The sequence below is a fragment of the Undibacterium sp. GW821-FHT11H02 genome (genome assembly GCF_058808015.1).
Window position 1 is genome coordinate 238,361 of record NZ_JBXARG010000005.1, and the last position, 23,183, is coordinate 261,543.

Genomic DNA, 23,183 nt, shown 5'->3' on the forward strand with positions numbered 1-23,183 from the left:
TGTCTGCATAAAATAACCGAGGACAGTATGTTCACCGATACGCATCTAGCCCCTTACGCTGCACAATCTGCGCAAACTAAGGGACGGCGTTTCGCGGAGCCTAGTCCTGGTTCTCGCTCCGAATTTCAACGCGATAGAGACCGCATTATTCATAGTGCGGCATTTCGTCGTCTAGAATATAAAACCCAGGTTTTCGTCAATCACGAGGGTGATCTGTTTCGTACTCGTCTCACACATAGTATTGAAGTCGCCCAAATCGCACGTTCGATCGCCAGAAATCTACGTTTGAATGAGGATTTGGTGGAAGCGATTTCTTTAGCGCATGATTTAGGCCACACACCCTTTGGTCACGCTGGACAGGATGCTTTGAATGCCTGTATGAAGGATTATGGTGGCTTTGAACATAATCTACAGAGCCTGCGAGTCGTCGATACTTTAGAAGAGCGCTATGCCAGTTTTGAAGGCTTGAATTTAACGTTCGAAGCGCGCGAAGGCATACTGAAGCACTGCTCATTAAATAATGCCAGGGAGTTGGGGGAATTGGGTCTACGCTTCATTCATAAGACGCAACCGAGTCTGGAGGCACAGCTCACGAATCTGGCTGACGAAATTGCCTACAATAATCACGATATTGATGATGGCCTGCGCTCTGGTTTGTTAACTGAAGCACAATTGATGGAAGTCGATTGTTACGCCCGCTTTCGTCGTGAAGTTGATGATACTTATCCCGGCATAGGCGGTCGGCGTGCGATTTCAGAGACGATACGGCGCATGATTAATATGTTAATTAGCGACTTGACTCAGACCGCGCAGCAACGCATTCGCGAAGCGGCACCGAAGTCGATTGATGATGTGCGTGCGCTTCCCGCGATGATGGCGTTTTCAGATGCTATCTACCAAGATGCCAAATCATTGAAACAGTTTTTATACGAGCATCTATATCGGCATTATTTGGTGAATCGTATGAGCCATAAAGCCAAGAATACTGTGCGAGAACTATTTGCAGTGATGATGGCACAGACGAATTTAGTTCCGCCTGACTATCAGGTCCAGTCAGGTAGGCATAGTGAACAGACGAAATTGCTGCAAGCACGGCGCATTGCCGACTATATTGCGGGCATGACAGATCGTTTTGCGATTCGTGAACATAAGCGTTTGTTCTTGATAGAAGAAGTTTAAGGTCTGGCGTCTGCCTAAGTATAGTAAGAAGTTTTTGAGAAAATTCTAAATTGCAAGTTGCTCAATCGTAAGGACACAAAATGAAAACATGGATAAAACATAGTGCCAGTGTGATCGTCGTGGCGTGCGCAGCCTTACACGCACAGGCTGCAGATTTGAGTAAGCTTAGCAACCAAGATGCGAATGCTGGTTTAAAGGCAGCGTTAGAAACAGGTGCCAATGCCGCCTTAAAAAAGCTCGGTGCTGCGGACGGCTTTTTAGGGAACGACAAAGTAAAAATCCCGCTGCCATCGATGCTAGAAAAGGCACGTCCTTTATTGAAATTGAGTGGGCAAAGTAAGCAATTAGATGAGTTAGTCGTCGCCATGAATCGTGCAGCAGAATCAGCAGTGCCTATGGCAAAGCCCTTGCTGATGGATGCCGTGAAAAGTATGTCGGTTACCGATGCGAAAAATATCTTGAGCGGTGGCGACACATCGGTTACGAATTTTTTTCGTGAAAAAACCTCTGCGTCTTTAAACGCCAAATTTCTACCTTTGGTCAAAGGTGTTACCGATAAGGTTGGATTATCGACCAAGTACAATGCTGTTATGGGCAAAGCACAAAAACTGGGTGCTGTGCCAGAGAAAGAAGCGACGGTAGAATCTTATGTCAGTAACCGTGCAGTTGATGCACTCTATACGATGATTGCTGAAGAAGAAAAAGCGATACGCCAAGATCCTTTGGCAGCCGGTAGTAAGATCATAGGTAAAGTATTTGGTTTGCTGAAATAGTCTGTCACGCAATTGAAAAAAGCCGAAAGATGCTCATGCATCTTCGGCTTTTTTTATGCCAAAAATAAGCTTGGTCTTACGGCAAGTGCGCCAAGGGATGGGCATAGCTTGGCCATACTTCTGCAAAGAATTGATCAATCATTTCTTGATTGACTTCAGCAACAGTAGCAGGTAACCATTTCGGCATATTGTCTTTATCGACGACCAAGGCGCGCACACCTTCTAACACCTCGCCATGCTTGAAACAATGGCGTACCATCGTGCGCTCCAGACGTAAACAATCGGCGACGGACTTTAATTTGCAGCGACGTAATTGCTCTAAGGTGACCGCCATTAAAAGCGGCGAACGTTTGCGCATAGTGCTAAGTGTTTTTGTCGCGAATTCCATTTTCTCGTTCGCAAGTGAGGCACAGATATCTTGTAAATTATTGCCAGCAAAATGTCGATCGATTTCCCTTCGATGTTGTGCCAACTGACAATCGCTTGGTGCAATGTCATGTTCAAATTGTGCTGCAAATCGTCTAATCGCAATGCGTAAATCTGCGTCCGTGTTGTGTGCAATTAAGTCCATCAACGCTGGAATTTGTGTGGTCGGAATATAGACGTCCGCTAAGTTGGCATAGATCGCATCGCTTGCTTGAATTATTTCTCCGGTAAGGCCTAAATAAGTGCCAATTTCTCCCGGTGTTTGATTTAGAAAGTAACCGCCGCCTACGTCCGGAAATAAGCCAATATTTACTTCGGGCATCGCCATTTTGGTACGTTCGGTGACGATGCGCAAACGACTGGCTACGCCTGATTGGGCGATGCCCATACCGCCGCCCATGACTACGCCATTCATCAAAGCGATGTAAGGTTTTGGGTAGAAATGAATTAGATGATTGAGCGCATATTCTTCTGTGAAGAAGTCTTCTAATAGCGCACTGTCACCCATAGGCGTTAAGGTGCCAACATCGTAGAAAAAACGAATATCACCCCCGGCACAAAAAGCTTTTTCGCTGCTGCTGTGAATGAATACAGCATGAATATCGGGATCGTTATGCCAATTGCGTAAAGTGGCAGTAAGCGCACGCACCATGTCTAAAGACAGGGAGTTTAATGCCTTGGGGCGATCTAAAGTAATAATGCCAACATGATTGCGAATTTCGGTGATGACGTGTGAGTTCATTTTGTTTATCAAAAATAGCGATATTGAATTTTACCTTACGGGACAAAGCAATAGATGAGAAAAACTGGCACTTTATAAAGTGAATATTCTCGAACTCTTCAAATTTACAGACACAAAAAAGGACGCTAAAAAGCGTCCTAGGATCATCAAAATGATGAGTCGGTATTCTGAATTAATCTAGTTGTGTAGAAGCAGGATCAGGAATATGTTTGATCGCATCATGTTGATGGTCTTGAATTTTATCCTTGTGTTTGATGACCTGGCGATCGAGTTTGTCAATTAAGGTGTCGATGGCAGCATACAAATCGTGTGCCAAACTTTCTACATGAATATCTTTACCGCTGAGATGTAAATTAATGTCGGCTTTGTGGCGTTTGTCCTTTTCCCGGAGCTTATCAACCGTCAGGATGACGGCGATATCAATGACTTGATCGAAGTGTCGTCTTACCCGCTCTAGCTTGCTTTGTACATATTCACGAATTGCAGGAGTAACTTCGACGTGGTGTCCACTGATGGTGAGATTCATACTACGCTCCTATGGTGATATTGCTTTATTTGCTTCTATATTGCCAGTCAATACGATCGCTCATTGGCAGAAATTTGTTTTGAGCTAAATCATATATAACGATAGAAAACAATATTTCAAGAACTGGTTTATAAAGATTTTCTTAGACTGACTGGGGGAATTTTCAGAGCCTCGCGGTACTTTGCAACAGTACGGCGCGCGATGACCATGCCTTGTTCTCCCAATATGTCGGCGATCTTGCTATCCGAGAGGGGTTTTTTCTGGTCTTCTTCTCCTATTAATTGTTTGATCAGTGCCCGTATCGCTGTGGAAGATGCTTCTCCACCGGTTTCCGTTGCGACGTGACTACCGAAAAAATACTTCAACTCAAACATGCCGTGCGGAGTCAGCATAAATTTCTGAGTTGTTACACGTGAAATAGTGCTCTCGTGTAATCCTAGTGTATCAGCTATTTCGCGCAAAACAAGGGGTCTCATTGCGACGGCGCCATGCGTGAAAAAATTATATTGCCTTTCCACTATGGCTTGCGCCACACGCAAAATAGTGTCGAATCGTTGGCGCATATTTTTGATCAGCCAGCGCGCTTCTTGTAGTTGCGGATTAAGGCTAGGGTCACCCCGTTGTTGTTTCATTAAACCAGCGTACATCTGATTAATGCGCAGTCGTGGCATCACGTCGCGGTTGAGCATGACTTGCCATTCATCGCCAATTTTCTTAACCACAACATCAGGTACTACGTAGTCCGATTTTGCAATCGCGAAAGCCAAGCCAGGTTTAGGGTTGCATTGGCGGATTACGACTTGCGCCTCACGTAAATCTTCATCATCGCATTGCAAGAATTTGCGTAGTTTAGTGAAATCGCGCTGGGCAAATAGGGGTAAATATTGCTCGACGATTTGCAGTGCGAGGCGGCGTGTTACAAAGGGAATCTTGGGGAAACGTTTGATTTGCAGTGCTAAACATTCAGCCGTATTGCGTGCGCCTACACCTTCAGGCTCGAAGCTTTGCAACATGCTTAAAGCGAACTGTAGTTCCTCTATTTCCACGCAAAGATCTATGGGTAGACTTTCATGGATTTCATCTAGGCTCTCGCACAAATAACCATTTTCGTCGATGGCATCAATGATTAATTCTATCAGTGCGCGGTCACGCGGCTCTCTGATATTTAGACGCATTTGTTCTAGCAAATGTTCTCTTAAAGTGGTTTGCGCGGCTTCTAGTTGCGGGCGACCGTCTTCTTCATCGTTGTTGGATTTAGTGCTGCTGCCAGGCGCATCGTCGAAGCTCCAGTCATCATTGTTGGCAGGTGCTGCTTCGCCATCGGCGACCTGTTCCGTGACAGCTTCGGCACTACTGCTATTGTCGGACGTTTTTTCTGCGGTTTGGAATTCGTTTTCGTTTTGCTGTGTTGCATTATTGATGCAGCCATCAGCCAGTAAGCGCACGGCATTATCGAGCGCGTCATCAACGCGCTCTAATAAAGGATTTTCCGTCAACAACACTTCTAATTCTTGGTGTAATTCCAAGGTAGATAATTGCAGCAATCGTATTGATTGCTGCAATTGTGGCGTTAAAGCCAAATGTTGTGAGGTGCGTAGCTGTAAGCTCTGCTTCATGCTTGTACCAATCGCTTACATGCGGAAATGTTCACCCAAGTAGACTCGTCGTACAGTCTCATTGGTGATGATTTCATCGGGGCGCCCACTTGCTAACACTGAGCCTTGATTAATGATATAGGCGTGATCACAAATGCCCAAAGTTTCACGTACATTGTGATCAGTGATCAACACGCCGATGTCGCGTTCTTTTAAAAAACGCACGATGCGCTGAATTTCAATCACTGCAATTGGGTCAACGCCAGCGAAAGGTTCGTCGAGCAATACAAAGCGTGGATTGGTGGCGAGTGCACGTGCAATCTCTACGCGGCGTCGTTCACCACCGGATAAAGCGCGTGCCGGGCTTTCACGCAGGCCGTCAATTTGCAATTCCTCTAACAGCGTATTTAAGCGCTGCTCGATTTCTTTTTTTGACAGCGCCTTACCGGCGGCGTCATGTTGCAACTCGAGTACCGCACGCACATTGTCTTCCACCGATAGCTTACGAAAGACCGATGCTTCTTGTGGTAAATAAGAGAGACCTAAGCGGGCTCTTTGATGAATCGGCAAATGAGAAATATCTGTGCCGTCGACATCAATCTTGCCGGCATCGGACGGCACCAGGCCAACGATCATGTAGAAGGAGGTAGTTTTACCAGCGCCGTTCGGCCCCAATAAGCCAACTACTTCACCACTTTTAACTTGTAGCGAGACGTCACGAACTACCTGGCGCATGCCATAGCGTTTTTGCAGGCCTTGGATTACGAGAGTGCTGGTAGTCATTTTTCTTTTTTAACTTCGGTTTTTGCTTGCTTAGGTTCGGAGGTAATAGTCACGCGCCCCCCGCCAGGTATACGTTTTCCTGAAGCGGAGTTAGTCGCGGTAAACACATCGTTAATACTGTCATACGACAAAAATTCGCCATTTTGCTCTTGCGTCATTTTTTGTTGACTCAGATAGCGAACGTTGGCTTTCGTAATAAATTTTACGACTTCAGTTTTCTTATCGTATTCAACTCTATCCGCTGCACCTTCAATCCATAAATCCGTTCCACCATCACGTTTTTGACGGAAAAACACTTGATTGCCTGGTCGGCCAGTTAAAATTACCATGCCACCATCCGCTGTTTCAGTCTCTATCGCATTCTCTGCTTTAATTAATAAAGTGCCACGAGTCAGTTCGACATTGCCTGCCAGTGTTTTGGTGCCAGTCTTGCCGTCGTAGACAGTATGTTCGGCGTTAATTAAGGTCTTTTTTTGGCTGTCCGCTTTTTCTGCATTCGCAGACTGAACCAGTGTAGTCGTGAGTAAAAGTGCGCTACCAGCCAAGCTTAAAAAACGCGCGGTGGACTTGATTGCAAGATGCATGTTTTGATCCTTTACCATTAATTTCATAGTAATTCAGCGTGGGCTAACTATACAAAAGCACAGTTATTTCCCCACCTTGCTTACTACCTTATTTTCAATCTTATTCTCTATTTCAATATGTACATTCTTTAAGAAATGGACTTTTTGGTCAGTGTTATTTGCTTCCATACCATACGCGCTGATCGTTGCTCTTATGGTGGTCATTTTGACGCGCGCATCCGTTTTCATTTTTTCACTATCAGGATAAAGAATTAAAGAACTCGTTTCCATGATGATCGCGGCGGTGCGCGCGCTTTTTGCTCTTTCTATGACCACATTGTCCATCATGTGAATCTGGTCTTCAGGTGTCGCGTTAGCGGATTCTTTGACTTTCTGTTTCACGATGGCGCGGTCCGCGCGAATTAACATCGGTGTTTTGTCTTCATCGATACTCACAATACGCGGTTGCAGAATTTCGAATTCATCTTCTTGCGGAAAGTGAGTCAACTTTTCACCTGTGACGCGATAATTCGTCTTTCCCGATTGCGATAGTCTGACAAAATTAAAATCTTCTACGAAATAATCCGGTTCGCTACGCACTTTGGTGCCGTTGGCGCGCTCTTCGCTATTTCTGCGCATGACTTCATAAGCCCAAAAACTACCTAGCATTAATAGCCCAAGTAGTGCGACGCCAAGCCATATACGGATACGATCAGCCGTCATTCTTTACATCCAAAAATGGTGCTAATGCTGCTTCATACTTGTTTTGCGCTTTCAAAATGAAATCACAGACTTCGCGTGCAGCACCGCGTCCGCCGCTGGCCTGAGTCACATAGTCAACTCGCGTTCGCACTTCCTGATGCCCATTCGGCACACTGGCAGCGAAGCCTACGCGCAATAGAATTGGCAGATCAATTACATCGTCGCCAATGAAGCCGCAATGTTCGTGCGCAAACCCTAAATCATGCGTCAATTGCACAAAGGCCGATTTCTTATCATGTATGCCTTGCATCACGTGGCTAATACCCAGATCCGAGGCGCGCTTTGAGACTATGGCGGATTGTCGGGCACTGATAATCGCGGTTGCAATACCCGCTTGCTGTAACAATTTAATGCCTTGGCCATCTAATACATTGAAGGTCTTTATCATCTCGCCCTGAGGTGCAAAATGTAAACTGCCATCGGTCAAAATGCCGTCAACGTCAAATATCATCAAGCGCACTTGGGCGGCTTTTATTTTCGCTGCGGCGAAAGTGATTTCGCTCATTAAATCACCTTGGCACGGGTTAAGTCGTGAATATGCAAAGCGCCTACCAATTTACCTTCGGCATCTGCAACTAGTAGTTGATTGATACGATGCGTCTCCATCACTTCGACTGCTTCAACCGCTAATTGCTCTGGGCGAACGGTACGTGGATTCTTTGCCATCACATCAGCGATACTAAGATCGGAAAAATTACTTTGTTTTTCCATCATTCGGCGCAGATCGCCATCGGTGAATACGCCAACAATGCGATTGTCGCCATCAACGATCGCCGTCATCGCCATACCTTTTTGTGTAATTTCGAGCAAGGCGCTGGTGAGTTTAGTATCGGGCGTGACTTGTGGAATCGCCGCACCAGTTCGCATGATGTCTCTGACGTGCGTGAGCAATCGTCGACCTAGTGCGCCGCCCGGATGTGAGCGTGCAAAATCCTCTTCTTTAAAACCACGTGCGTCTAATACCGCTACCGCTAAGGCATCGCCTAAAGCTAAGGTCACCGTGGTACTGGCGGTCGGAGCTAGATTCAAAGGGCAGGCTTCTTTTTCTACATGCACACTTAAGTGGATATCCGCCAATTTGGCCAAGGTAGACTCAGGATTGCCTGTGAACGCGATGAGCTTGACGCCTAGCCGCTTTAATATCGGCAGGATAGCTATCAGTTCGCCGGCTTCACCAGAATAAGATATCGCAATAAAAACATCCTGCGCTGTCACCATGCCAAGATCGCCATGTGCCGCTTCGGCAGGATGGACAAAGAATGATGGGGTTCCGGTTGAGGCAAATGTCGCTGCAATTTTTCGTGCAATATGTCCTGACTTACCTATTCCGGACACGACAACCCGGCCATTGCAATGTAATAGCATAGACAGCGCGGCACAAAAACTATGCGCGTCGCTGCCTGCTAATCGTTGCTTGAGATTTAAAATGGCATCTGCTTCGATTTGCAGTGTCTCGCACGCTAGTTGCAAAGCATGGCTAGTAGTCTGCTCTGAAGTTGTCTCAGATGCGCCAGAGAATGGAGTCGGGGAGGAAGAAATTAGTGTGCTCATACTCAGAGTATAAACCAAATACGAACAAGCAAGAACTCTGCCAGAATTAAAATGATTTTCTCAAATCGAACAAATTCAAGATCAATGTGTTGGGTAAATGTTCGATTTTGAATTTGCACGGGTAGAAAGAATTGCCAAGCTTGTAAATTAAAATGTAATCAAGGATACTTTTGCGCATAGGATTTTTCGTATTTATCCTTGTCTTGGTTCGAAGTTTTTTTCAAGCTTATTCTTAAGTCTAGTCAGCAGTTTATTTTGTGAAAGTCATACTATGAATCCATATTCAGTAGATCCTAACAGTAGTTCTTCCGATCCAGCGGCGCAAGTCATAGCGTCCCAAGTCACTTCGGATGGTGCTCAATTTAATCAAGATGGCAATTCCATTGATGCGGGACGCGCGACCGCTTGGTATGGCTATGGTTTTGATCAGTTTAAGGCCAATGCCGGTGTCTGGATCGGTATGGTGGTCGTGTTATTTTTGATAATGATGGTACTGGCATTTGTACCTGTGCTTGGAAGTCTGGCGTCGAATTTGTTAATGCCTGTATTTTTTGGTGGCTTGATGTTGGCATGCCAAGCGCAAAAAGAAGGACGAACGGTAACGTTTGATTTCCTCTTTGCGGGGTTTAAAGACAAGTTTGGGCCCTTGGCATTATTGGGCTTGTTTTGGATGATCGCGATTTTATTGATTACGGTTGTTGCAGGTATCTTTGCTGCTTTGTTATTTGGCGGCGCGATAGCGACAGGAGCGTTAACTGGTGCTGGGATGAGCGGCGGTGCTGGTTTGTTGGGATTAGGCATTACTGCCATCTTGGGCTTCGCTTTGGTCGCAATCATTATTTCAATTCCTATGGCAATGGCGATCTGGTTCGCACCCGCCTTGGTGGTGTTTCACAATGTCGCCCCTATTGATGCCTTAATGACGAGTTTGAAAGCTAGCTTGAAAAATTGGGTCGCATTTTTAGTGTTTTTTGTCTTGTATATCGTATTTGCGATTATCGCTACGATTCCTTTAGGCTTGGGCTGGTTGGTACTTGGTCCGGTTTTGATTGGCGCTATGTATGCGGCTTACCGTGATATTTTCTTGAAATAAATTCACCACGATTTATGACGGAAAGAACGCAGAGTGAAATTGCTCTGCGTTTTTTTTCGTCACGACTAGCAGTTCTTTGTGAGCCACCATCGATCGGAAGTGGTGTGGTCGGCTTTTTACAGATTTACTTGAATTCTCTATCCCTACGAGCCAGCATAATCAGTAATAATAGAACACATGAATGCTCTCGATACCACTTTACTTTTGCTCAGCAGCGCTGTACTCGGCGTGGTTGCTTTACGCATGTTGAATTTGCCGCCCATGCTAGGCTATCTGGCGGTCGGTATTGTAATTGGACCGCATGCTTTGGGATGGGCGCAAGAGAGTTCGACGACACATTTGTTAGCTGAATTTGGCGTAGTGTTTTTGATGTTTTCTATCGGCCTTGAGTTCTCACTGGCCAAACTTATTTCTATGCGCCGCGCTGTATTTGGTTTGGGCATGGCGCAAGTTATATTTACCATTGTTCTGGCGATGGCTTTGTGTATGGGGGCCGCTATCATTTTGCCACAGTATTTTGATATGACCTGGGAAGCGGCTTTCGCCATAGGCGGTGCCCTATCTATGTCTTCCACCGCGATTGTTTCCAAAATGTTGACGGAAAAATTGGAGTTGGAGAGTCCACATGGGCGTCAAATTATTAGTGTCTTGTTGTTCCAGGATTTGGCGGTTGTTCCCTTATTAATTTTAGTGCCAGCACTGGCATCCAATGCTGAGAATTTATCGATGAGCCTGGCAATGGCGGGAGGTAAAGCGGTACTGGTGCTGTTCCTGTTGTTCTTCGTTGGCCAGAAAGTTGTGCGCAAGTGGTTTGCGATTGTTGTCCGACGCCGCTCGCAGGAATTATTCATGTTGAACTTGTTGTTGTTTACTTTAGGTGCTGCCTGGTTAACTGAAAAGGCTGGTTTATCCCTGGCTCTCGGTGCCTTTGTCGCAGGTATGTTGATTTCAGAAACAGAATATAAACATCAGGTTGAAGAGGACATTAAATCTTTTCGTGATGTTTTATTAGGCCTGTTTTTCATCACGGTCGGCATGCTTTTGAATCTAGAGTTGATTGTGGAATATGGTTGGCTGATTTTGATTTTGTTGACAGGCCCAGTCTTACTTAAATTCGGTTTAATCTTTGCTTTAGCTCGACTGTTTAAATGTCCAAGCAGTGTTGCTTTGCGTACTGGTCTAGGACTGGCTCAGGCAGGTGAATTCGGTTTTGTCTTGTTGAATCAGGCTGGCGGATTAAACTTGATTGATCCCTTATTACTGCAATTAATCCTGGCGTCTATGGTGTTGTCGATGTTGATTTCACCTTTTATTTTGGCTAAATCCGATTGGATAGTTTTGAAATTGTCCTCGAATGAATGGATGATGCAATCACTCGCTTTGACGCAAATTGCCGCCAGAACGATGACGATCAAAAAGCATGTGATCATTGCTGGATTCGGGCGTAGTGGACAGAGTCTGGCGCATTTGTTGACCGAAGAAAAAATTGATTATCATGCACTCGATTTGGACCCGGATCGTATCAGTGAAGCGCAAACCGCTGGTGCTAATGTTTCCTACGGTGATGCCGCGCGGCGCGAGAGTTTGACGGCGGCCGGTATTAACCGCGCGGCAGCCTTGGTGATTACCTATACCAATACCCCTTCGGCCTTAAAGATTCTTCATTTAGTGCATGAATTAAATCCTAGTTTGCCAGTGGTGGTGCGCAGCCATGATGATACCGATTTAGAAAAATTACGCGCCGCTGGAGCGACCGAAGTCGTGCCGGATTCTATGGAAGGTAGTTTGATGTTGGCGTCACACGCCATGGTATTACTCGGTGTGCCCCTGCGCCGCGTGGTACATACGGTGCAGGCAGCTCGGTATGCGCGTTACGAATCGCTGCGGGGATTCTTCCGTGGCGCAAGTGACGCTGCGGACGATGCTGAAAATATGCAAATTCGATTGCATACGGTCGTGCTCACTGAAAGATTGAAAGCCTTAGGTAAAGCGATCGATGATTTAAATCTGAGTGAATTTGAAGTCGACGTCACGACAATTCGACGCGGTAAGAATCGCTTGGAACCGACTGCTGATCTGCTTCTACAAGTGGCGGATGTGGTGGTTTTGCGAGGCACTGCTGAAGGCGTAGCTCGCGCTGAACAACGATTGCTGAAGTGAAGAGCACGAACTGAATAAGGTGAATTCAGTAGCAAACAACATAGAAAAATATTAGAAAGAGTGTCGCCATGATCAATGTGAATACCTATATTAAAGAACACATACGCACCGTGCCTGATTGGCCGCAGCCGGGAATACAGTTCCGCGACATCACGCCTTTGCTGCAAGATCCTAAAGTGTTTCGTGTTTTGATTGATATTTTCTTGGCGCGCTATGCAGATGCCAAGCTTGATCTGATTGCTGGTTTAGATGCGCGTGGTTTTATTCTCGGTTCGGTGGTGGCCTATGAATTGAATTTAGGTTTTGTCCCGATTCGAAAAAAAGGTAAATTACCTTTTACCACGGTCTCAGAACAATACGAACTAGAGTACGGTAGTGCCACCGTTGAGTTGCATACTGATGCATGTAAAAGCGGTGATCGAGTGTTATTGATAGATGATTTGATCGCAACGGGGGGCACGATGATGGCAGGTAAAAAGCTCTTAGAGCGCCTGGGTGCAACTGTGGTTGAAGGTGCGGTGATTGTGGATTTGCCTGAACTTGGGGGCTCAAGACTGATAGAGGAGAGCGGTTTGCCGGTTTTTAAAGTATGCGATTTTGCCGGACACTGAGTTCGCGCTTGTTTTGAATTGCATAAAATTTAAGCAAATATTTTTCAGGGGCTTAACTAGCTAACTTGAATTGAGTTATACTCCGATCTCTCCAAGGAGCGCTGCGACAGTTTTTCGGATGTCATACCTCGATATGAAACCAACTGCCAGGCTTGGATTAGACGAGTGGATAGCTAGGAAATATTAGCAATCACACTCACAGCAACTGCGCTCACGTTACTTTTTTCACTAGAAAGGAGGGCGTGAGAACGCCACCATCATGACATCTCAAACCACACAAGATTTCTACGTCGCTGACTTAAGCTTGGCTGACTGGGGTCGTAAAGAAATTCAAATCGCAGAAACAGAAATGCCCGGCTTGATGGCAATTCGTGAAGAATTCGCTGCTAGCCAGCCTTTGAAAGGCGCACGCATTACTGGTTCGTTACACATGACGATTCAGACTGCGGTGCTGATCGAAACTCTGAATGCACTCGGCGCGCAAGTACGTTGGGCATCCTGCAATATCTATTCAACACAAGATCATGCTGCTGCGGCAATTGCTGCTGGCGGCACACCAGTGTTCGCATTTAAAGGCGAAAACTTGGATGAGTATTGGGAATTCACGCATCGCATTTTCGATTGGACCGATGGTGGTTACTCCAACATGATTTTGGATGACGGTGGCGATGCAACTTTGTTGCTGCACCTCGGAACACGCGCTGAGTCCGATATCTCGGTGTTGAACAACCCAGGTTCAGAAGAAGAAACCTGTCTGTTTAATTCCATCAAAAAACACTTAGCAGTTGACGCGACTTGGTACTCTAAGCGCTTAGCGGCCATCAAAGGTGTGACAGAAGAAACGACAACTGGCGTGCATCGTTTGTACCAAATGCATAAAGAAGGCAAGCTCGCTTTCCCAGCGATCAATGTCAATGACTCTGTCACCAAATCTAAGTTCGATAATTTGTATGGCTGCCGCGAATCTTTAGTTGATGGTATCAAGCGCGCAACTGACGTCATGATCGCTGGTAAAGTCGCTGTCATCGCTGGTTACGGTGATGTAGGTAAAGGTTCCGCGCAAGCGATGCGTGCATTGTCTGCACAAGTCTGGGTGACAGAAATCGATCCTATCTGCGCATTGCAAGCAGCGATGGAAGGCTATCGCGTTGTGACTATGGACTATGCTTGTGAACACGGCGATATCTTCGTGACGACGACGGGTAACTATCATGTGATTTCACATGAACACATGTTGAAGATGAAGGATCAAGCGATCGTTTGTAACATCGGTCACTTCGATAATGAAATCGACGTTGCGGCTCTCAAACAATACAAGTGGGAAAATATTAAACCACAAGTGGATCACGTGATTTTCCCAAGTGGCCGTCGCATCATCTTGTTGGCCGAAGGACGTCTGGTCAACCTCGGTTGTGGCACTGGTCATCCATCGTATGTGATGAGTTCTTCTTTCGCCAATCAAACGATTGCGCAAATCGAATTGTTCTGCAATACGGCACAATATCCAGTGGGTGTTTACACCTTGCCGAAACATCTCGACGAAAAAGTCGCGCGTTTGCAATTGAAAAAACTCAATGCGCAACTGAGCGTTTTGACGGATGAGCAAGCGAATTATATCGGTGTGAAAAAAGAAGGCCCGTATAAGCCGGAACATTATCGCTATTAATAAAGGATGGCCCAAATTCAATTTGGGTTTCAAAGCCCCCTCTCCCGCATGCGGGAGAGGGTTGGGGTGAGGGCGGTTCAGTAGATAGAAAAGTGATTTAGAAATTTGTTGTACTCGTAGTAGATGCAAATGAATACTGGATATTGATCGTTCAACACCCTCATCCCCAACCCTTCTCCCGCTTGCGGGAGAAGGGAGTAAAACAAAAGGAGATCCCATGCGCTTACTCGCTACCTGGTTAATCAACGCACTGGCGCTATTAGCGCTACCTTATTTACTCAGCTCGATCACCATCGATAGTTTCACTACTGCTTTGTTAGTCGCTGTGGTTTTGGGTTTCGTGAATACCGTAATCCGTCCCATCTTATTAATCCTCACTTTACCTGTGACCGTCTTAAGTCTGGGTTTGTTTATTTTTGTGATTAATGGACTAATGTTTTGGGCGGTCGCCAGTATGTTTGATGGCTTCCATGTTGCCGGATTTTGGTCAGCGGTTTTTGGAGCCTTGTTGTATAGCGTGATCTCATGGACACTCTCCACCTTACTTCTCTCAAACAATGAAACCACATAATTTTAGTATTGAATTCTTTCCGCCTAAGACGGAAGAAGGAACCGAAAAATTACGGGTAACACGTGCCAAATTGGCAGAGCTTAATCCTAAGTATTTTTCGGTGACTTTTGGTGCCGGTGGTACCACGCAACAGGGGACTTTGGATACGGTTGTCGAAATCCGTAAAGAAGGTTTTGATGCCGCGCCGCATCTGTCTTGTGTTGGCGGTACCCGTGATTCGATTCGTCAAATTCTCAAAACCTATCAAGCGCAAGACATCCATCGCTTAGTCGCATTGCGTGGCGATCTGCCCAGCGGCTATGGTATGGGCGGTGAGTTCCGTTATGCGAATGAACTCGTCGAATTTATTCGCGCCGAAACAGGCGACTGGTTCCATATCGAAGTTGCCGCCTATCCAGAAATGCATCCGCAAGCAAAGTCACCACAAGACGATTTGCAGAACTTCGTGCGTAAGATACAAGCTGGTGCGAATGCTGCGATTACGCAGTATTTCTACAATGCCGATGCGTATTTTCAATTTGTAGAGAATGCGCAAAAGGCAGGTGTGAATGTGCCTATCGTCGCAGGCATCATGCCGATTACGAATAGCAGTCAACTCATGCGCTTCTCAGAAATGTGCGGCGCAGAGATCCCTCGTTGGGTGCGCTTGAAGTTGGCAAGCTACGGTGACGATAGCGCATCGATCAAAGCTTTTGGTTTGGATGTCGTGACGCAAATGTGTGAACGCTTGCTGGCTGGCGGTGCACCGGGTTTGCATTTCTACTCTTTGAATCAGGCTGCTGCGACGACGGCGATTTGGAAAAGATTGGTGAACTAGTTAGTCAATAGAATAAGCAAAACAGTGTAAGCTAGATGCCACGGTGAAGATCGCTTTGCCGTGGCTTTTTTGTTTGGCTAAATCGGAATCCGCTCAGTATGAAATCACCTTGGCGCTACAAAAAACTTTGGCTCTTGTTCGTAATGCTTTTCTTAATACTGAGTTTGTGGTGGGGCAGCGATATCCGCCATCGCGATGCTTCGACTAGCGCTGTTGACGATACCTATGGATGGTTTGCACGGTTAAATTCTGATTCGAATTCGAAGTCTGTCGCAAGCGCGTCGCTCGCGCAGAAATCTAGTGATTCAGAATCTGAAAAAACGCGCACTCACGATGAACCAGATATTTGCAGCGACATCATTAAGACATCTGATCAAGCTCGACTCGCGAAAGCCATGGAGTCAATCTTGGAACGACATTTGCGGCAAGCAGATCCTGCCATTGAACAAGCGCTTACGCAGATTTTGCAAACGGGTGATGCCCGGCAAAAAGCGAGTGCATTGGTGTTGCAGGCTGAGATGCAACAAAGTAAGGCGCGCGATCGGTTCTTAGACACACATCCAAATTGTGAGAGCAATGAAGACTGTGAAGCACAATTGTCGATGGTGGTAGAAAACGCTGCGAAATCGAGGATTGATGCAATTGCTAAGATGGCGGTGTATTCACCTGATCCAAAATTGTATGCGATGGCGTATAACGCTTGCAAGCCGTTAGCCGCGCAAGGAGGTTTTTGTACCCAGATTAATGCTACGCAGTGGGCAAGTCGTGATCCAGAAAATGGTATTGCTTGGATGCACGTTTTGCAGGAGCTAAGTCAAGCTAGTGCTGCAGAAAATCAAAGCATGATTGCTAATGCGCTTTACAAACTTTCGAAGGCAAAACGATTCGACTCCTATATTGATGTTTCTTCTTATCTACCTGAGCAGCTTGTCCCAAAAGAAGATTCATTGGCGCAAGCACGAATGCAAAACTTGCCTTGGCAGTTGTGGGCTAAGTCACCATTGCTACATTATTCACTAATTGTAAATGCATGTAAGGGAGTCCTCCTCGCCGACGGCAATCGACGTCAGATGTGTGAGGAAATAACGCAGCAATTACTGCGTCAAGATGGATCCATAATTGATTTCGGAATCGCCAGAAAAATGGGCGAAAATCTTGGTTGGGATAAAACCAAGACCCAAGCCATGCAAGAAGAAATTCTAGCTATAAACGCTATGTGGCGAGATCGGGCGAAGAAAAGTGAGCTCCAATTAAAGTCCCAAGAGGGCATGCTGCTAGCCTGTCGTGAACATCTAAATCGATTTGATCTGGGCAAAAAAATGCTGAGCGAGGGTGAATTAAGGCAATATCGGCTTGAGCTTGATCAATATCCATTGTCGCGTGCTGAATTAGTACGCATATCACGCGAGGCACAAAAGGCGGCGCAAGCTAGTAAAAGGTAGCTTAACTTGTGTTTTGTTTGTCAATCGCGATTCGCTTGATTTGAAATGCAGCTATTGCACCAGGGTTTGCATTGAGTCTTCCAATCGGGTGCTAATAATTAGAGTGATTTGAAAAAATATTTGGCGTAACTTATATTGAGCTTGTGCGAATATAAAATGAAACCGCGCATGTAATAAACACGACCCTAGCCGTAATGCCGTTCAGTTAGGGGGAAAATGAGAACATCTCTGCGAGAAAATGCGAGATTTTATCCGAATTGACTTTGTAGCTTTAGACAAAAATGAAAACCCCTCAACGCCGAGACGCTGAGGCGCAGAGACACGCGGAGAAAACCAGTAAGATAGTCGCTTTTCTCTGCGCTCTTCGGCGATTCTGCGTCTTGGCGTTGAGGGGTTTTGAAGTATAACTAAGCACCTTGTTCGCTGATCTGAACGGCATTACGACCCTAGCCTTGGTTTTTTGCGTGGCAATGCAGCTAAAATAAATTGAGCGTTGTTAGCGCAAATCAGAAAAACAGTTTCTCTAACTCTACGCCCGGCTCCGGCGCGCGCATAAACGCCTCGCCCACCAAGAAACTATGCACATTCGCATCACGCATGCGCTGCACGTCTGTTTTATTCATAATGCCTGATTCTGTGATGACGAGTTTGCCACCGGGAATACGTGGCAGCAAGCCCAATGTCGTATCGAGTGTGACATCAAAAGTGCGCAGATTGCGATTATTGATACCGAGCAGATCCGTTTTCAGTTTTAAAGCGGCGTCTAACTCTTCACCGTTGTGTACTTCAACCAATACGCCCATACCGAGTTCATGTGCGCAGGCTTCGAGTTCTGCCATTAAGCCGTGATCAAGAGCGGCGACGATCAACAAAATGCAATCTGCGCCCCAACTTCTCGCTTGGTACACTTGATAAGGATCTATCATGAAGTCTTTGCGTAATACTGGCAAAGCGCATGCTGCTCGTGCCTGTTGCAAATAGATAGGCGCGCCTTGGAAAAACACTTCGTCGGTTAATACAGATAAACAAGCAGCGCCATGGTGTGCGTAACTTGCGGCAATCTCCGCGGGCAGAAAATTTTCACGTATCACGCCTTTCGACGGTGAGGCTTTCTTGATTTCCGCGATAACTGCCGCTTTGCCTAGCGCAATTTTATTGCGCAGGCTGGCCTCAAATCCGCGTAAATTTTGCTGTGCTTCTTTGTTACTTTCAACGTCGGCACGCAAGCTGGTGTAACTCTGTACTTTCTTGTCGCGTGCGACTTCTTCGGTTTTGACTTCGAGAATTTTATTGAGTATGTCTGACATGTTTATTTACCTAACTGATGCGTTACTTCGATAAGTTGATGCAGCTTATGCAAAGCCGCACCAGAGGCGATAGCGGCTTGTGCTTTTTTCACGCCATCGGCTATCGAATCAGCAATGCCCGCGCCATACAAAGCCGCGCCTGCATTCAGGCTGACGATATCGGTTGCTGGTCCTGGTACATTGTTTAAGACATCGAGAATGCGTGCTTTCGATTCCTCTGCGCCCGATACTTTCAAGCTACGATTTGAAACCATTTGCAGACCAAAATCTTCTGGATGAATATCGTATTCGCGGATTTCACCATTCACTAATTCGCCGACCATGGTGGGCGCGCCGAGCGACACTTCATCCATATTGTCGCGACCCCAGACGACGATCGCATGTTGTGCGCCTAAGCGTTGCAAGACGCGTACTTGAATGCCGACCAGATCAGGATGAAACACACCCATCAAAATATTCGGTGCCCCAGCCGGATTCGTCAGCGGACCCAGAATATTGAAAATCGTACGCACACCGAGCTCGCGTCGTACAGGCGCAGCATGTTTCATCGCCGCGTGATGATTTGGCGCGAACATAAAACCGATATTAGTTTGCGCGATGGATTGCGCGATTTGTTCTGGTTGTAAGTTGATATTCACCCCCAGCGATTCGAGTACGTCAGCACTACCGGATGAAGACGACACGCTGCGACCGCCATGCTTTGCAACGCGTGCGCCTGCAGCAGCGGTGACGAACATCGATGCGGTAGAAATATTAAAGGTGTGTGCGCCATCGCCCCCGGTGCCAACGATATCAATCAAATTCTTGGTATTCGCCATTGGTACTTTAGTCGAAAACTCGCGCATCACTTGTGCTGCGGCGGTGATTTCACCTATGCTTTCTTTCTTGACGCGCAGGCCCATGGTGAGTGCTGCGATCATGATCGGTGACATTTCGCCACCCATGATTTTGCGGAACAGCGACAACATCTCATCGTGGAAAATTTCGCGATGTTCGATGAGGCGGGTTAAAGCTTCTTGCTGTGAGATCGTCATCTTATTTCCCCAATAAAAAATTCTTCAACAATGCATGACCGTGTTCCGATAAAATTGATTCAGGGTGGAATTGCACACCCTGCAAATCAAAAGTTTTGTGACGCACGCCCATGATTTCACCATCTTCAGTCCATGCGGTGACTTCCAAACAATCGGGCAAACTAGAACGCTCAATCGCCAGTGAGTGATATCGTGTGACGGTGTAAGGGCTAGGCAAATCGCTGAACACGCCAACGCCTGTGTGTGCAATTGGCGAAGTCTTACCATGCATGACTTCTTTAGCGCGAATGACTTTGCCGCCAAAGGCTTCAGCGATACTTTGGTGGCCAAGGCAAACACCGAGAATAGGAATTTCACCAGCAAAGCGTTTGAGAACAGGCACAGAAATGCCCGCTTCCAAAGGGGTGCAAGGCCCAGGCGAAATACAAATGCGATCAGGCTTCATCACCTCGATCTCTTCCAGCGTAATTTCATCATTACGATAAGTGCGAACTTCCTCATCCAACTCAGCAAAATATTGCACGAGGTTGTAAGTGAAGGAATCGTAGTTGTCTATCATTAGTAGCATTTTATTTAAACCTCTCAACACAGAGACACAGAGAAATGGAGATTCACAGAGAAACTCGTTTGATGCCATTTTTTAATACAGGCACCATAAAATTAATAAGTAGTCCGGTTGGAATTCCGGATAGTCGTAAATAGGTCAATAGTTGAGCGTGATGAAGTGGCGTTAGTGTTTCGATCGCTTTCAGTTCCAAGATTAAGTTGTTTTCAACCACAATATCTAACCGATACGCGTTCTCAATATTGATTCCTTTGTATACGACATTTAAAGCAAGTTGGCGTTGGAATTTTAGACCTCTCAAAAACAGCTCATGACAAAGACAGTTTTCATAGGCACTTTCAAGCAAGCCTGGGCCGAGTGTTCGGTGTACTTCAATTGCTGCACCTATCACTTGTTCACTCAAAGCTTTTCTCTGTTCCTCTGTGTCTCTGTGTTGAGAGGTTTTAAAATTCACAATCAAATCTCCCCATCCAACCCATCTTGTACTTGTTCAGCGGCACGCAACATGGCGCGGGCTTTGTTCTCAGTTTCTTGCCATTCCATTTCAGGCACAGAATCGGCAACCACGCCAGCTGCGGCTTGTACGTAGAGCATTCCATCTTTAAGCACACCGGTGCGGATCGCAATCGCCAAATCCATTTCGCCACCAAACGACAAGTACCCGCAAGCACCGCCGTAGATGCCGCGTTTGACAGGTTCGAGTTCATCAATCAATTCCATCGCGCGCACTTTTGGGGCACCTGATAAAGTCCCTGCAGGGAAGGTGGCTTTGAGTACATCCAGATTCGACATATTCGGCTGCAATAAACCTTCCACATTGGAGACGATGTGTTGAACGTGCGAATACTTTTCAATTACCATTTTTTCGGTGAGCTTAACGCTGCCAGTTTGGGCGATACGGCCGATATCGTTGCGCGCTAAATCGATCAACATCACGTGTTCAGCGATCTCTTTTGGATCAGCTAATAATTCCACTGCGAGTTCTTCATCGCGCTCTGGTGTTGCTCCGCGTGGACGTGTTCCTGCTAAAGGACGTATCGTGACTTTTTTATTACCATCGCTGAGTTGTTCGTTGCGCACTAAAATTTCTGGTGAGGCACCGATGATGTGCATGTCACCGAAGTTGTAGAAATACATGTAGGGGGAAGGATTTATCGAGCGCAGTGCGCGATACAAAGACAGCGGTGAATCGACATAAGGTTTCTTGATGCGCTGACCGATTTGTACTTGCATCAAATCGCCCGCCATGATGTATTTCTTGGCTTTCAGCACGGCTTTCAAATAATCTTCTTTGGCGAAATCACGGATCGCTTCGGTGCGCACCGAGGCGGAGGTGACAGGCACGTCGACGCTGCGGCGTAACATTGCACGTAAATCTTTCAAGCGTTGACGCGCTTTACTCCAAGCTTCAGCATGAGTCGGATCGGCATAGACGATCAAATACAATTTGCCAGAGACATTATCAATCACCGCAAGTTCTTCGGTCAGCAGGAGCTGGATATCAGGCAAACCGAGATCATCTTTGGGCGCAGTTTTTTCTAAACGCTTTTCCACATAACGTACAGCGTCGTAACCGAAGTAGCCAGCCAGACCTCCGCAAAAACGCGGTAAGCCAGGGCGCAATGCAACGCGGAAACGCGACTGATATTCGGCGATGAAATCCAAAGGATTGCCTTCATGCGTTTCTATCACTTGTGCGTTTCTGATGACTTCGGTGTGAAAGCCAGTGGAGCGCACCACGGTTGAAGCTGGTAAGCCGATGAAGGAATAACGACCGAAGCGTTCGCCGCCTTTGACCGATTCCAGCAAAAAGCTATTTTTGCCGCCATTGGTGGCTTGCGCCAGTTTCAGGTAGAGCGTGAGTGGTGTCTCCAGATCTGCAAAGGCTTCTGCGATCATCGGGATACGATTGTAGCCTTGTGCGGCCAAGGATTTAAATTCGAGTTCAGTCATGATGTTTGTGCGTTAAATGTGTTTGACCGACGAGATCACATTCGATCAGTGCCAGACGTCAGCAATGCAGACGAGGCTAGCTCTAGAATATGAAATCAAAAGGTCGAAACGGTACAGCGAAAACTTACAGAATCTTGTCAAAGATGACGAGAGATGAAAAAACGTCGTTGGCGCGAATCAGGGTTTGGATAAAACTCAGACACACAGACGAAAGCGCCCACGCTGGTCAGTTAAATTGCCAGCGTCGCCATAGCCAGGCCTCAAAAGTGCCTGGAGTAGTTGATGGACGTTTCTTATCGAGGAACATTCTAATTTTGTTAGAAGCTTGATGAAATTATTAGGTTTTTTCTACTGAGTAAAAATTGTGCAGCGCTCAGTAAGGTTTCGACTATACCATCACTTTCAATAGTTTGTACAGCCTCGCCGTGATTGTAGCCATACGGTACGGTTAGCACTGGACAACCTGCAGCGCGTGCTGCTTTGGCGTCATTCGAAGAATCGCCGATCGCAACCACTTGCGCTGGTGCTAGGTGAAAATCGAGGCAAACTTGTAACAGTGGTAAAGGATCGGGCTTTTTTCTCGCCAAAGAATCACCACCGTACACGATTTCAAAAAAATCGCTCAAGCCTTTTTTAGCCAGCAGCGGCGTGGTGAAAGAGATGGGCTTGTTCGTCACACAGGCCAGACGTAATCCCTGCGCCTTGAGTTCCTGTAAGCCTTCGATGACATTCGGATAGAAAGTGCTGTAGTCCCCATTGATTGCCAGATAATGCTGTTGGTAGCTCGCCATTGCTTTTTCAAAATGTTGTTCAACTTGATCTGGTTCGAAATCGTTTGATAGCACGCGCAGGATGAGATTTTCTGAGCCTTTGCCGACGAAATTGGTGATCGTGACGATGTCTAATTCTGGCAATGAAAATTCTGCACGCATGCGATTGATGGCGACTAAAAAATCGGGTGCGGTGTCGAGCATGGTGCCGTCTAGGTCGATGATGGCAGCGCGAATATCTTGAAACTTATTCATTGAAGCGATTTGAGGAGAAAACTCCAAGTCGGGGTTGCT

Annotated in this window: 23 protein-coding genes and 1 riboswitch; of the genes, 9 read left to right on the plus strand and 14 right to left on the minus strand. The window is 46.4% G+C overall.

Annotated features, from left to right (window positions below; all coding sequences use genetic code 11):
• Window positions 1–27 precede the first annotated feature (27 nt).
• Window positions 28–1,179 carry a deoxyguanosinetriphosphate triphosphohydrolase gene (locus AC1RR2_RS07695; RefSeq protein ID WP_493221677.1) on the plus strand — a complete coding sequence of 384 codons (1,152 nt, stop codon included), beginning with the start codon at window positions 28–30 and terminating at the stop codon, window positions 1,177–1,179.
• Between the two features lie 80 nt (window positions 1,180–1,259).
• Window positions 1,260–1,952 carry a DUF4197 domain-containing protein gene (locus tag AC1RR2_RS07700; protein ID WP_493221678.1) on the plus strand — a complete coding sequence of 231 codons (693 nt, stop codon included), beginning with the start codon at window positions 1,260–1,262 and terminating at the stop codon, window positions 1,950–1,952.
• A gap of 76 nt (window positions 1,953–2,028) precedes the next feature.
• Here the strand turns inward: AC1RR2_RS07700 and AC1RR2_RS07705 are convergent, their stop codons facing one another.
• From AC1RR2_RS07705 to AC1RR2_RS07740, 8 genes are all read right to left on the minus strand, one after another.
• Window positions 2,029–3,120: an enoyl-CoA hydratase/isomerase family protein gene (locus AC1RR2_RS07705; RefSeq protein WP_493221679.1), complete on the minus strand. Its 1,092-nt coding sequence runs from the start codon at window positions 3,118–3,120 to the stop codon at window positions 2,029–2,031.
• A gap of 172 nt (window positions 3,121–3,292) precedes the next feature.
• Entirely contained in the window at window positions 3,293–3,646 is a 354-nt protein-coding gene (gene hpf / locus AC1RR2_RS07710) for a ribosome hibernation-promoting factor, HPF/YfiA family (protein WP_422998535.1), read from the minus strand.
• 128 nt (window positions 3,647–3,774) lie between these two features.
• Window positions 3,775–5,262: an RNA polymerase factor sigma-54 gene (locus AC1RR2_RS07715; RefSeq protein ID WP_493221680.1), complete on the minus strand. Its 1,488-nt coding sequence runs from the start codon at window positions 5,260–5,262 to the stop codon at window positions 3,775–3,777.
• A gap of 15 nt (window positions 5,263–5,277) precedes the next feature.
• Window positions 5,278–6,024, minus strand: coding sequence for an LPS export ABC transporter ATP-binding protein (gene lptB, locus AC1RR2_RS07720; RefSeq protein WP_493221681.1), 747 nt, complete (start codon window positions 6,022–6,024; stop codon window positions 5,278–5,280).
• Window positions 6,021–6,608 carry a lipopolysaccharide transport periplasmic protein LptA gene (lptA, locus tag AC1RR2_RS07725; protein WP_493221682.1) on the minus strand — a complete coding sequence of 196 codons (588 nt, stop codon included), beginning with the start codon at window positions 6,606–6,608 and terminating at the stop codon, window positions 6,021–6,023. Before lptA ends, lptB begins: the two co-directional genes overlap by 4 nt.
• A gap of 63 nt (window positions 6,609–6,671) precedes the next feature.
• Window positions 6,672–7,310, minus strand: coding sequence for an LPS export ABC transporter periplasmic protein LptC (gene lptC / locus AC1RR2_RS07730; RefSeq protein ID WP_493221683.1), 639 nt, complete (start codon window positions 7,308–7,310; stop codon window positions 6,672–6,674).
• Window positions 7,300–7,854, minus strand: coding sequence for a KdsC family phosphatase (locus tag AC1RR2_RS07735; protein WP_493221684.1), 555 nt, complete (start codon window positions 7,852–7,854; stop codon window positions 7,300–7,302). Before AC1RR2_RS07735 ends, lptC begins: the two co-directional genes overlap by 11 nt.
• A complete protein-coding gene (locus AC1RR2_RS07740; RefSeq protein WP_493221685.1) occupies window positions 7,854–8,900 on the minus strand; it encodes a KpsF/GutQ family sugar-phosphate isomerase in 1,047 nt (348 codons plus the stop codon). Before AC1RR2_RS07740 ends, AC1RR2_RS07735 begins: the two co-directional genes overlap by 1 nt.
• Window positions 8,901–9,171: 271 nt before the next feature.
• On the opposite strand from AC1RR2_RS07740, the gene AC1RR2_RS07745 reads away from it, so the two are divergent.
• The 7 genes from AC1RR2_RS07745 (at window position 9,172) to AC1RR2_RS07775 (ending at window position 17,260) form a co-directional block, all read left to right on the plus strand.
• Window positions 9,172–9,993, plus strand: coding sequence for a BPSS1780 family membrane protein (locus AC1RR2_RS07745; RefSeq protein WP_493221686.1), 822 nt, complete (start codon window positions 9,172–9,174; stop codon window positions 9,991–9,993).
• Window positions 9,994–10,170: 177 nt separating this feature from the next.
• Window positions 10,171–12,153, plus strand: coding sequence for a cation:proton antiporter (locus AC1RR2_RS07750; RefSeq protein WP_493221687.1), 1,983 nt, complete (start codon window positions 10,171–10,173; stop codon window positions 12,151–12,153).
• A gap of 68 nt (window positions 12,154–12,221) precedes the next feature.
• Window positions 12,222–12,764 carry an adenine phosphoribosyltransferase gene (locus AC1RR2_RS07755; RefSeq protein ID WP_493221688.1) on the plus strand — a complete coding sequence of 181 codons (543 nt, stop codon included), beginning with the start codon at window positions 12,222–12,224 and terminating at the stop codon, window positions 12,762–12,764.
• An 87-nt stretch (window positions 12,765–12,851) separates the two neighbouring features.
• A riboswitch (S-adenosyl-L-homocysteine riboswitch) is annotated at window positions 12,852–12,984 on the plus strand.
• Between the two features lie 39 nt (window positions 12,985–13,023).
• Window positions 13,024–14,430: an adenosylhomocysteinase gene (gene ahcY, locus AC1RR2_RS07760; protein WP_493221689.1), complete on the plus strand. Its 1,407-nt coding sequence runs from the start codon at window positions 13,024–13,026 to the stop codon at window positions 14,428–14,430.
• Between the two features lie 217 nt (window positions 14,431–14,647).
• Window positions 14,648–15,001: a phage holin family protein gene (locus tag AC1RR2_RS07765; protein ID WP_493221690.1), complete on the plus strand. Its 354-nt coding sequence runs from the start codon at window positions 14,648–14,650 to the stop codon at window positions 14,999–15,001.
• Window positions 14,988–15,818 carry a methylenetetrahydrofolate reductase [NAD(P)H] gene (metF, locus tag AC1RR2_RS07770; protein ID WP_493221691.1) on the plus strand — a complete coding sequence of 277 codons (831 nt, stop codon included), beginning with the start codon at window positions 14,988–14,990 and terminating at the stop codon, window positions 15,816–15,818. The genes AC1RR2_RS07765 and metF overlap by 14 nt, the downstream gene beginning before the upstream one ends.
• Window positions 15,819–15,916: 98 nt before the next feature.
• Complete coding sequence (locus AC1RR2_RS07775; RefSeq protein WP_493221692.1) at window positions 15,917–17,260, plus strand: hypothetical protein; 1,344 nt, start codon at window positions 15,917–15,919, stop codon at window positions 17,258–17,260.
• A gap of 506 nt (window positions 17,261–17,766) precedes the next feature.
• Here AC1RR2_RS07775 and trpC read toward each other — a convergent pair.
• The 6 genes from trpC to AC1RR2_RS07805 all read right to left on the minus strand — a co-directional run bounded on the left by trpC (window position 17,767) and on the right by AC1RR2_RS07805 (window position 23,144).
• A complete protein-coding gene (gene trpC, locus AC1RR2_RS07780; RefSeq protein WP_493221693.1) occupies window positions 17,767–18,567 on the minus strand; it encodes an indole-3-glycerol phosphate synthase TrpC in 801 nt (266 codons plus the stop codon).
• A gap of 2 nt (window positions 18,568–18,569) precedes the next feature.
• Window positions 18,570–19,601: an anthranilate phosphoribosyltransferase gene (trpD, locus tag AC1RR2_RS07785; protein WP_493221694.1), complete on the minus strand. Its 1,032-nt coding sequence runs from the start codon at window positions 19,599–19,601 to the stop codon at window positions 18,570–18,572.
• 1 nt (window position 19,602) lies between these two features.
• Window positions 19,603–20,169 (minus strand): anthranilate synthase component II, encoded by a 567-nt coding sequence (locus AC1RR2_RS07790; RefSeq protein ID WP_493221695.1) that lies wholly within the window; start codon window positions 20,167–20,169, stop codon window positions 19,603–19,605.
• Between the two features lie 43 nt (window positions 20,170–20,212).
• Window positions 20,213–20,620, minus strand: a complete 408-nt coding sequence (locus AC1RR2_RS07795; RefSeq protein WP_493221696.1) for a GxxExxY protein — start codon at window positions 20,618–20,620, stop codon at window positions 20,213–20,215.
• A gap of 2 nt (window positions 20,621–20,622) precedes the next feature.
• The gene (gene trpE / locus AC1RR2_RS07800) at window positions 20,623–22,119 is read right to left on the minus strand and encodes an anthranilate synthase component I (protein ID WP_493221697.1); all 1,497 of its coding nucleotides are present in this window, start codon (window positions 22,117–22,119) and stop codon (window positions 20,623–20,625) included.
• A gap of 317 nt (window positions 22,120–22,436) precedes the next feature.
• Entirely contained in the window at window positions 22,437–23,144 is a 708-nt protein-coding gene (locus tag AC1RR2_RS07805; protein ID WP_493221698.1) for a phosphoglycolate phosphatase, read from the minus strand.
• Between the last annotated feature and the right edge of the window lie 39 nt (window positions 23,145–23,183).